Source organism: Ruminococcus sp. (assembly GCF_019423705.1).
Taxonomy (GTDB): domain Bacteria; phylum Bacillota; class Clostridia; order Oscillospirales; family Ruminococcaceae; genus Hominimerdicola.
Genome location: NZ_JAHZAX010000006.1, coordinates 25,209 through 36,354, shown reverse-complemented (window position 1 = coordinate 36,354; position 11,146 = coordinate 25,209). Strand labels below are relative to the sequence as shown.

The window sequence follows — 11,146 nt, the reverse complement described above, 5'->3', positions numbered from 1 at the left end:
AATAAAATATGATAAAATAATTATGTGATTTTTGTCAAAGATACTATTATAGGTTCTGACGGAAGCCTTCGCCGATGTTGACGTTCTCAAGCGCCAAGTCTTTCATTTGGAGCATTACGTCGTGTGGGGAATCCTTCATTCCGCTGGTCGCCCAGTCGATGATGATACCGCAGAAGCCGTGTGAATAGAAATCGGCAAAGAATTTCGCCTTGTCGCTGCGCTTGCGTGTGGTGGCGACGGCGTGATAGAAAAAGCGTATGAACAGCTTGTGCATACTCTTGAAGAGGTAGTTCTCGAATATCTTTTCGCTGCATTTCAAGGTGTTTGAATAGAACTTTTTGTCCTGCTGCATATGGTCGAGAAAGCCCTCGAGCCTTTCGTACCAGTTGTCATAATTCACGCCCTTGGTGATGTTTATGAACAGGTCGTTGAAATAGATGTATGCCAGCAGTTCATATTTATCCTGAAAATGGTAATAGAAAGACTGTCGGTTAAGACCGCACTCGCCTGTGATGTCTGAAATTGATATCTTATCAAAAGGCTTCTGCTCGCAGAGCTTTTTCAGAGCGTCGCATAGTGCGCCTTTGGTGATAGCAGAACTTGACATTTTGTTACTTCCTTTCGCTGACAAAAAGTCAGACTATTCGTATGTTTTGCCATAAATTCAGACAATTCTTTCTTTTTGCCGAAATTTCAGACAAAGTCCACTAACTTCTATTATAACACATTGATTTTATTTTGCAAGGGATAATCGCCAATTATTTTATGATTATTTATATTATTTATACAATTATCAATATTTTTGATTGATTTTGCGCATTTTTTGACAGGGTTATGTACGTTGTGCAAATATATAAATACACAAACATTAAGGAGAGATAGATAATGGGTACACTTGAGAACATCGCCGATTTTATAAACGGCCAGAGCTGTAAAGCTTATGAAACAATGGGTGCGAACTTCACAGATGAGGGCGTTCGCTTCGTTACATATGCCCCCCACGCACGCCAAGTGGAGCTTTTTCTTGATGGGGAGTATTACCCTATGGAGCGTGATGAGCAGGGCGTGTGGAGCACTGTGAAGCCTGCAAACGAGGGGGATATATACCAGTTCGTCATTACTACGCCCACCTTTGAAAAGCACTATCGTTCCGACCCATTCGCCTTTTACAGCGAGGTCAGACCTAAAAATGCTTCGAGGGTCTATGATATGTCCGCCTATGAATGGAGCGATGAGAAGTGGCTCGGGGAGCGTGACAAGTGCTATGAGAAGCCTATGAACATCTACGAGGTGCATTTTGGCTCTTGGCGTGTCAAAGAGGGCAAGGAGGAGACCGAGCGCTTCTATGATTACGAGGAAATGGCGCAGCTTTTGATACCATATGTCAAGGAAATGGGTTATACCCATATCGAGCTTTTGCCTCTGACGGAGTATCCATATGACGGAAGCTGGGGATATCAGGTGTCGGGATATTATTCCGCTACCAGCCGATACGGCGAACCTAGACAGCTTATGCACTTTATCGACCTGTGCCACCAAAACGGCATTGGGGTGATACTTGACTTTGTGCCTGTGCATTTCGTCCGTGATTTCTATGCTTTGCACATCTATGACGGCGGATTTCTTTTCGAGAGCGATGACGAGAGCCAGCGCTATTCCGAATGGGGCACGGCGCTTTTTGACTACTCAAAGCCCCACGTCCTCAGCTTTGTTAAGTCCTCTGTAAACTTTTGGATTGAGAAATACCACGTTGACGGCTTGCGATATGACGCAGTTGCCAACCTTATCTATCGCCACGGACATACTGACGACGCTATCAATGACAGCGGCATTTGGTTCTTGAAGAATACAAATTATGCCATTCAGAAAATGCACCCCGATGTAATGCTCTTTGCCGAGGATTCCACCAACTACACAAAGGTGACTGCCCCTGTTGAGTTCGGCGGACTTGGCTTTGACTATAAATGGGATTTGGGCTTTATGAACGATACCATAAATTACATAAAAACACCTCCTTACGAGCGTGGGGGACATCACAACAAGATGACTTTTTCGATGAGTTATTTTTATAACGACCTGTTTATCCTGCCATACAGCCACGATGAGGTGGTACACGGCAAGAAAACGATGGTCAACAAAGTCTTTGGCAGCCAGCAGGAGCAAATGGCGACTATCCGTGCGCTTTACACTTTCCAGTTCACTCACCCCGGCAAGAAGCTTAATTTTATGGGCAACGAGCTTGGTGAATATCTCGAGTGGCGTGATGACAAAGAGCTTGGCTGGAATCTGCTCACATACCCGATACACGATTCTTTGCACGAGTATTTGAAGGCGCTCCACAAGCTTTATCTTGAAGAGCCAGCGCTGTATAAATACGACTACAACTCGGCTTCATTCCATTGGATAGACGCCGACAACAAGGGTCAGAGCATATACGCATACAGCCGAAACGATCTCGGCGGACGTGTGCTTTACATCGTGTTCAACTTCTCGGGAACCTATCAGAACTACTCGCTGAAAGTCGAGAAAAACGGCGTATACAGGGAGCTTTTGAACTCAGACCGAGACATATACAGCGGCTCGAACTGCCTAAACGACGGCATTTACACCACCAACTACCGCCTGCCATTGAGACTTGCTCCGCTGTCGGCGGCCATCTTTGTTAGTGAGGAGTGAGGAATGGCTGACGGGGAACCGCACTTTCTTGTTCTGATTTGATTTTGGTGATGAACCTGTCAATTGTAGGGGAGACCTTTGGTCTCCCTTTTTGTTTACCGCAACGTTTGATGGAATGTAAAAGTGTTCTAATTTCACAAAGTCGTCCATAAACTTGTACAAACCGAAAAAGGGGCTGGAAAAAATGAGAATACTTAGAAAAATATGTTCTGCCGTGCTTTGCGGAGCGGTGGCGGTGTTTGTGATATGTTCTGCGGCGGAAAATCTGTCCTCTGCGCAGGAGAGCGAGGCTGCCTTGTATGCCGAAAACGGCGAAACTACGGCGGTTAAGGACGTCCTCGATGAGTTGTCCGCCCAGTCTGTCGCAGTGGTGGAGACCACTACAGGGCGTGTACTTTTCGAGAAATCACCCGACGAGATCGCACAAAGCGGACACTTCACAAAGCTTATGACCCTGCTCCTTGCGGCGGAGAAAATAGACTGCGGAGAGCTTGAACTGGGCGATGTCACAACAGTCTCCGACCTCGCAAATGCCCAGCAGGGAAGCCAGATCTGGCTTGATAAAGGGGAGAAAATAACTATTGAGGAGCTCGTCAAGTCCGTCTCTATCGGCAACGCAAACGACGGCTGCGTCGCCCTTGCCGAGGCTGTCTGCGGCTCTGAGGATAAAGCCCTCTCCGCTATGAACGCACGTGCCAAAGCCCTTAAAATGGGCGATACACACTACTCAGACCTCACGGGAACTTCCCCCGATAACACCACCACAGCCGCCGATACCGCAAAGCTTTGTGCTGAACTTGCCAAGTATAAAAACTTTACACCATACCTCACCTGCTGGCTGGATACAGTCCGTCAGGGCAGGGCGGAGCTTGTCAACCTCAATCGGCTGGTGCGCAGTTATAAAGGGGTCACTGGTATGAAAGCTTGGGGCTCGCAGGATAGCGGCGGCTGTATCGCTGCCTCGGCTGAGCGTGGGGAAATGTCCGTCTGCGTGGTGCTCTTCGGCTGTTCGGACGTTGAGTCCGCCTGCCTTGAAGCCAAAAAGCTCCTAGATATGAGCTTTCAAAGCTACGAGCTATATACCCCCGAGCTCCCCGAGGATTTGACCCTCGAATGTGCCGTCAAAGGCGGCGAAAGCCTCTCCGTCAAGCTGAAAACTGTCGGCCTTCACCCCGTTATCATCCCCCATGGCGCTTATCGTTCTGTTTCCTGCGATTTCCAAGTCGCCGAGGAGCTGCAAGCACCCTTCAACACCAAAACCAAGGCAGGAAGCCTTATATATAAAATAGGTGACGAAGTTATCCTCGAAGGGGATATCTGCCCCGAAAACGCCGTAAATAAGATGAATTTTTATTGCGCAGTCAAAAAGCTTCTGTATAATCTGCTGGAAATTTAACAACAACTTTGTGAGAAATGTACAAAAGATGATTTCGGACAATAAAACTCTTGAAATGTTCATAAAAATATAGTATAATTTAGCTATACGTAACGGCAGCGGCCTTTAAATACATTTAGGGCTAAAATTGTATTTTCTTCTAAGGGGATTGTTACTGCTGCTGCCGTCTGCGTATCTTGTATGGTAATGGTAAGGAAAGGAAATGATAGTATGTCATTAAAACTTAACACAAAGTATCTTGAAGGTTTTGTGAGCGAACACGAGTTTGAGGCTATGGCGCCACAGGTAACTGCTGCGCACAATACCCTCGTCAATAAGACTGGCCTTGGAAACGATTTTCTCGGCTGGGTAGACCTTCCTGAGAATTATGATAAGGAAGAGTTCGCAAGAATTAAGGCTGCCGCTGCTAGAATTAAGGAAAAGTGCGATGTTCTCATCGTTATCGGTATCGGCGGTTCATACCTTGGCGCAAGAGCTGCTATCGAGCTGCTCAAATCGCCTTTCTACAACAACCTCAAAAAGGATACTCCCGACATCTATTTTGTCGGCAATAACATCAGCTCAGCTTATCTGAACGAAGTCCTCTCAATCTGCGAGGGCAAGGATATCTGCGTCAACGTTATCTCAAAGTCGGGCACAACTACTGAGCCTGCTCTTGCTTTCAGAATTTTCAAGAAGCTCCTTGAAGATAAGTACGGCAAGGAAGAAGCTAAGACGAGGATTTTCGCTACAACAGATAAGGCTAAGGGCACTCTCAAGCAGCTTTCTGACGAGGAAGGCTATGAGACATTCGTTGTTCCTGACGACGTTGGCGGAAGATTTTCCGTACTGACAGCCGTTGGACTTCTGCCAATTGCTGCCGCAGGCTGCGATATCGACAAGCTTATGGCAGGCGCTAGAGAGGGTATGAAGAAGTATTCTGCTGATGATGATAATGACTGCTATAAATATGCCGCTGTAAGAAATATTCTTTACAGAAAGGGCAAGAGCGTTGAAATGCTGGTATCTTATGACCCTGCCTTCACAATGATGGGCGAGTGGTTCAAGCAGCTTTTCGGAGAGAGCGAAGGCAAGGACGATAAGGGTATTTTCCCATCTGCTGCAACATTCTCAACTGACCTTCATTCACTCGGTCAGTTCATTCAGGACGGCTCAAAGCTTATGTTCGAGACTGTTATGCACATCAAGACACCAAAGAGCGACCTGTTCTTGGAGCCTGATAAGGACAACCTTGACGGACTTAACTTCCTCACAGATCAGAATATGTCCGTAGTAAACGAAAAGGCTTATGAGGGAACAATACTTGCACATACAGAGGGCGGCGTTCCTAACATCGTTATCGACGTTGACAAGCTTGACGAAGAGAACCTCGGTGAGATGATCTACTTCTTTGAGAAGGCTTGTGCGATCTCGGGATATATGCTCGGCGTAAATCCATTCAACCAGCCTGGCGTTGAGAGCTATAAGAAGAATATGTTCGCTCTTCTCGGCAAGCCGGGTTATGAGTCTCAGAAGGCTGCTCTTGAAGCAAAGCTGGGCTAAGACCACGTTTTAAGCGGAACAAAAGGAAATTTTGAGTGCGGGCGGAAAGCTTTCGCCGAAGCCCCTGCTCTTAAAATAAATGCTTTTATAAGCGGAACGGAGAGTTTATATGATTAATTTGATTCCAGGTAAAAAGGGTACAGGCAAGACTAAGATACTTGTTGATTCTATCAAGAAGGCTGCCGAAAATGCAACAGGAAACGTTGTTTGCATCGAAAGAGGTATGCAGCTTACCTATGACCTTCCACATAATGTAAGACTTGCTGACGCAGAAGAGTACGGCATCAACAGCTTTGACAGCTTCTATGGCTTTGTTGCAGGACTTATGGCTGGCAACTACGATATTCAGGAAGTATTCGTTGACGGTATCCTCAAGATGGGCGGCAGAGATTATGACGCACTCGGCAATATGCTCGAGAAGCTTGCTATCCTCACAAAGGACGTAAATGTAACATTTACAGTATCAGCTGATCCTGATGAGCTTCCTGTTAAGGTAAAGGCTTTTATTAAGTAAGAGACAGGGCAGAACAAAAAATTTGAAAAAAACTATTGACAAATCACTCATTTCAAGTTATAATGGAGTTTGTGATGTTTGAGGTGCAAGTATGAATGTACAGTTGAAAGAGCTTTTCGACATTGTCGGAGAGCGCAAAGACATTGATTATTCCATAACAGCGGACGAGCTGGGGGAGTATGAAGGATATTCTTTTGCATCAGATGTTGCGGTAAAGGGCGTTATCGAGAACCGTGCCGGCGTTGTTACGCTTAAATTCAGCACAGTTTTCACGATGTCACACACCTGCGACAGATGTCTCAAAGAGTTTGAGCGTGAGTATAAGTATGACTTTGAGCACACACTTGTGCGGAGTATGCAGAGCGAGCGTGACGATTATATCGTCTGCGAGAACAATACTCTCGACTTGAATGAACTGGCTATTTCGGATCTGCTGTTACAGCTCCCTACAAAAATACTTTGCAGGGAAGACTGCAAGGGTCTGTGTTACGTTTGCGGACAAGATCTGAACGAGGGCGAATGTAACTGCTCTTGACGGGAATAGCTGAACAGACTATTAAGATATTACTTAATGAGGAGGTGCCAAAATGGCAGTACCAAAGAGAAAAGTTTCCAAGGCAAGACGTGACAAGAGACGTTCAGCTGTATGGAAGCTCAATGCACCTGCGCTGTGTAAATGTTCCAACTGCGGTGAGCTCACTTCACCACACAAGGTTTGCAAGAATTGCGGATATTATAAGGGCGTAGAGGTTATCAAGAAGGAAGCATAATTTTTGATAAGCAAAATAAAAGCAGAATGGCTTAGGTCGTTCTGCTTTTTTTGTTTTCTCTCCACGGTTGACAAAAACACAAAAATTGTGTTATACTATACAACGTATTAATGTGCAAATTTGAATTTAAAAAGAAATGAGGTCGATATATATGTCTCTGCCGATCGTTGCGATCGTGGGTCGTCCGAATGTGGGAAAATCCACGCTGTTCAATAAGCTTATCGGTCAAAGGCTTTCAATAGTCGAGGATACCCCCGGCGTTACACGAGATAGAATCTATGCCAAGTGCGAGTGGCTCGGCCACGAATTTATGCTGGTGGATACAGGCGGAATCGAGCCCGAATCTGACGATGTTATCCTCGCCCAGATGAGAAGACAGGCTGAACTTGCTATCCTCAAGGCTGACGTGACTATCCTTGTGACTGATCTGAAAAGCGGCGTTACCGCTACCGATTACGAGGTCGCTCAAATGCTGCTCAAGTCGGGTAAGCCTATCGTCCTTTGCGTGAATAAGGTGGATAATGTGGGCGAACCGCCTATGGAACTGTATGAATTCTATAATTTGGGTCTTGGCGAGCCGTACCCTGTTTCATCTGTACACGGCCACGGAACTGGCGACCTCCTTGATGAAGTCCTCAAGTATCTCCCCGAGGAGAACGAGCAGAACGATGATGACGACGCTATCAAAGTCGCTGTTATCGGCAAACCTAATGTTGGTAAATCTTCCATAATAAATAATATATGCGGCGAGGATAGAGTTATCGTATCCAATATCGCTGGCACGACCCGTGACGCTACCGATTCAGTCGTTGAGAATGAAAAGGGCAAGTTCGTCTTTATCGACACCGCTGGTATCAGAAGAAAGTCCAAAGTGCTGGAAGCTATCGAGAAATATTCCGTCCTCAGAGCCTATATGGCGGTGGACAGAGCCGACGTGGCAGTTATCGTTATCGACGCAACAGTCGGCTTCACGGAACAGGATTCAAAGGTGGCTGGATATGCCCACGAAAAGGGCAAAGCCTGCGTTGTTGCTGTCAATAAGTGGGACGCTATCGAAAAGGACACCAACACGATGAACGAGTTTCAGAAAAAGCTTGAGGAAGATTTCAGCTTTATGAGCTATGTTCCATTTGTGTTCATCTCCGCAAAAACAGGCCTCAGAATGGACAAGCTGTTCGATACTATCAAGTTCGTTGCCGAGCAGAATGCGATCAGAATACCAACAGGCAGACTTAACGACGTCCTCGCATATGCAACTCAAAGGGTTCAGCCGCCGTCTGATAAGGGCCGAAGGCTGAAAATCTACTATATGACCCAAGTTTCCACAAAGCCGCCTACATTCGTATCTTTCGTCAATAGGGCGGAGCTTTACCATTTCTCCTATCAGCGCTATATCGAAAATCAGATAAGAGAGACCTTCGGACTTGAAGGCACGCCGATCGTTTTCAAAATAAGAGAGCGTGACAAGGACGATGTTAAATAAAGGCAATCAAGCGTAATTATTGTGCTAAGTAAATTTAAGAACACTCGTAAGGGAAAATTGTTGTTCGACAACGCTCACAACAATTTATTGTTCGCCCGCTGTTCAACGCAGTTCGTTGTGTATGACGGCATATCGCACAATAGAATAAATATTGCACATACAAATTTTTGGAGGTTATTTTGTGGACATATTTCTAAGTCTGGCATTTACTGTTATTTTTTCATATCTATTCGGCAGCTTAAATTCGCCGATAATCGTATGCAAGCTTTGGAAGCATAAGGATATCAGAGATTACGGCAGCAACAACGCAGGCCTCACAAACGTCCTGCGAGTATTCGGCAAAGGCCCTGCCGCAGCAACATTGCTCTGCGACCTTGCAAAAGGCGTTCTCGCCGTTGTTATCTGCCGCCTTGTTGTCACCCACGGCTTCGGTGTGACATTCTTCCACGATGATAAATTCATCGGCTATCTTGCAGGCTTCTTCGTTATGCTGGGACACATTTTCCCTGTATTTTACGGCTTCCACGGCGGAAAGGGCGTGCTCATCGCAGCCACCACCCTTATCGCTATCGACCCGCTGACCTGCTTCTTCTCCGTTGCAGTCTTTGCGATAGTCCTTGCGGCGACAAAGTACGTTTCCGTCGGCTCTATCTGCGCAGCCGTTGCGTACCCAGCATTCACCCCGATAGTCCAGCACTTTATCCTCAAGTGCGACGGCGTTCTCGCAAACACCATAATGGCGGCGGCTATCGGCATACTTATAATCTATATGCACAGACCGAATATCAAAAGACTTATGAACGGAACTGAAAACAAGTTCGGCAGCAAGAAAAAGGCTTAAAGTCTGAAAGGAGGACAATTTTATGGCAGATATCACCATATTAGGCTCGGGCGGATTTGGACTTGCAATTGCGATCATGTGCGATAATGCAGGTCATAACGTAACAGTTTGGTCAAAATTTCAAGACGAGATCGACGCAATAAAGCGCACAGGCGAGCTAAAAGCAAAGCTCCCCGGGGTACAGGTCAACAAAACTATCACCCTGTCAACGGATATATCCTGCGTAAGCGGCAAAGACTTGGTAATTTTGGGCATACCTTCGCCATTTCTCAGAGAGGTCTGCGAAAGCGCAGCGCCGTTCATCGACGAAAAGACCATAATCGTCAACACAGCCAAAGGTCTTGAGGGCACAAGTCTTAAAACGATGTGCTGCGTTGCAAAGGAATGTTTCCCAAACAATCACGTTGCAGTCCTCACAGGCCCTTCCCACGCAGAGGAAGTGGCAAGGGGTATCCCCACCACGGTCGTTACGGCTTCGGACGATAGAGAGGTTTCTTATTATATCCAAAACACCCTGTCCAACGACACATTCAGAGTGTATGTGAACGACGACGTTATGGGCTGCGAGATAGGCGGTTCGCTCAAAAACGTTATCGCCCTAGCGGCAGGCGTGTGCGACGGACTTGGCCTTGGGGACAACACAAAGGCAGCGCTTATGACAAGAGGTATCCGAGAGATATCCCGACTTGGCGTGGCAATGGGCGCAAAGATAGACACATTCGGCGGACTTAGCGGCATAGGCGATCTGATCGTGACCTGCTGTTCAATGCACAGCCGCAACCGCCGTGCAGGAATACTTATCGGACAGGGCGTTTCCCCAGAAGAGGCAGTAAGGCGTGTGGGCACAGTCGAGGGCTATGTTTGCACAAAGAACGCTTGGGCGCTTTCAAAGAAAATGGGCATAGAAATGCCGATAACGGAGCAGCTTGCAAAGGTGCTTTTCGAGGGTGCTCCGGCTGCCAGCGCCATTAAAAATCTTATGGGCAGACCAAGCAGGAATGAGACTGAATCGGGATTTTTGTCGTAATTGACCGCAACGTATGATAGAATGACAATTGTAGGAAATGACGAAATTTAATTATGTTCGTTCTGTTGGACGGCGACAATTGTGACAATTATTTATAAAATTTCTCTTTACAATTTGCTGAAAATATTGTATAATTAATATGAAAATATGTACATAAGGAGTGCTTTGAAATATGGAACCAAAATATAAAAGAATATTGCTCAAATTAAGCGGCGAGGCTCTCGCTGGCGACAAGAAAATGGGTCTCGATTATGACGTTATCACTTCTTTTGGCAGGAGTATCAAGAAGTGCGTTGACGCAGGCGTTGAGGTCGGTATCGTTGTTGGCGGCGGCAATTTCTGGAGAGGCAGATCAAGCGGCGCTATGGACAGAACTAGAGCCGACCATATCGGTATGCTGGCAACTGCTATGAACGCTCTCGCTGTTGCTGACGGCCTTGAGAACTGCGGTCTTGAAGTCCGTGTTCAGACGGCTATCTCTATGCCACAGGTGGCTGAGCCTTATATCAGAAACAAGGCTATGCGCCACTTTGAAAAGGGCAGAGTCGTTATCTTCGGCTGCGGCACAGGCAACCCATTCTTCTCCACAGATACAGCAGCAGCTCTCAGAGCTGCCGAGATCGAGGCTGATATCTTCTTCAAGGCTACAATGGTAGACGGCGTTTATGATAAGGACCCTCATAAGTTCCCTGACGCTGTCAAGTACGATACGCTCACATTCGGCGATATCCTCGCAAAGGGTCTCCAGGTTATGGATTCTACAGCTGCCGCAATGTGCAAGGATAACAATATCCCTATCTTGGTGTTCGACCTTGCCAGACCTGACAATATCTATGACGCTTGTATGGGCGAAAATATAGGCACTCTCGTTAAATAAATTACTGATTACTGAAAGGA

Annotated in this window: 11 protein-coding genes; 10 read left to right on the top strand and 1 reads right to left on the bottom strand. The window is 46.5% G+C overall.

Annotated elements, in window-relative coordinates; translation table 11 throughout:
* Window positions 1–46: 46 nt before the first annotated feature.
* Entirely contained in the window at window positions 47–607 is a 561-nt protein-coding gene (locus QZ371_RS06290; protein WP_295210744.1) for a TetR/AcrR family transcriptional regulator C-terminal domain-containing protein, read from the bottom strand.
* Window positions 608–885: 278 nt separating this feature from the next.
* Between QZ371_RS06290 and glgB the strand changes: the two genes are divergently transcribed.
* From glgB to pyrH, 10 genes are all read left to right on the top strand, one after another.
* Window positions 886–2,676: a 1,4-alpha-glucan branching protein GlgB gene (gene glgB / locus QZ371_RS06285; RefSeq protein ID WP_295210742.1), complete on the top strand. Its 1,791-nt coding sequence runs from the start codon at window positions 886–888 to the stop codon at window positions 2,674–2,676.
* Between the two features lie 184 nt (window positions 2,677–2,860).
* Window positions 2,861–4,072 (top strand): serine hydrolase, encoded by a 1,212-nt coding sequence (locus QZ371_RS06280; protein ID WP_295210740.1) that lies wholly within the window; start codon window positions 2,861–2,863, stop codon window positions 4,070–4,072.
* 210 nt (window positions 4,073–4,282) lie between these two features.
* A complete protein-coding gene (locus QZ371_RS06275) occupies window positions 4,283–5,614 on the top strand; it encodes a glucose-6-phosphate isomerase (RefSeq protein WP_295210739.1) in 1,332 nt (443 codons plus the stop codon).
* Between the two features lie 109 nt (window positions 5,615–5,723).
* Complete coding sequence (locus QZ371_RS06270) at window positions 5,724–6,128, top strand: hypothetical protein (RefSeq protein ID WP_295210737.1); 405 nt, start codon at window positions 5,724–5,726, stop codon at window positions 6,126–6,128.
* 91 nt (window positions 6,129–6,219) lie between these two features.
* A complete protein-coding gene (locus tag QZ371_RS06265) occupies window positions 6,220–6,663 on the top strand; it encodes a DUF177 domain-containing protein (protein WP_295210735.1) in 444 nt (147 codons plus the stop codon).
* 52 nt (window positions 6,664–6,715) lie between these two features.
* Window positions 6,716–6,898: a 50S ribosomal protein L32 gene (gene rpmF, locus QZ371_RS06260; RefSeq protein ID WP_295210733.1), complete on the top strand. Its 183-nt coding sequence runs from the start codon at window positions 6,716–6,718 to the stop codon at window positions 6,896–6,898.
* A 151-nt stretch (window positions 6,899–7,049) separates the two neighbouring features.
* On the top strand, window positions 7,050–8,381 hold the full coding sequence (gene der / locus QZ371_RS06255) for a ribosome biogenesis GTPase Der (protein WP_295210731.1): 1,332 nt from the start codon (window positions 7,050–7,052) through the stop codon (window positions 8,379–8,381).
* A 181-nt stretch (window positions 8,382–8,562) separates the two neighbouring features.
* Window positions 8,563–9,222: a glycerol-3-phosphate 1-O-acyltransferase PlsY gene (gene plsY, locus QZ371_RS06250; RefSeq protein WP_295210729.1), complete on the top strand. Its 660-nt coding sequence runs from the start codon at window positions 8,563–8,565 to the stop codon at window positions 9,220–9,222.
* 22 nt (window positions 9,223–9,244) lie between these two features.
* Complete coding sequence (locus QZ371_RS06245) at window positions 9,245–10,249, top strand: NAD(P)H-dependent glycerol-3-phosphate dehydrogenase (protein WP_295210727.1); 1,005 nt, start codon at window positions 9,245–9,247, stop codon at window positions 10,247–10,249.
* Window positions 10,250–10,421: 172 nt separating this feature from the next.
* Entirely contained in the window at window positions 10,422–11,126 is a 705-nt protein-coding gene (gene pyrH, locus QZ371_RS06240) for a UMP kinase (protein ID WP_295210724.1), read from the top strand.
* The last annotated feature ends 20 nt before the right edge of the window (window positions 11,127–11,146 follow it).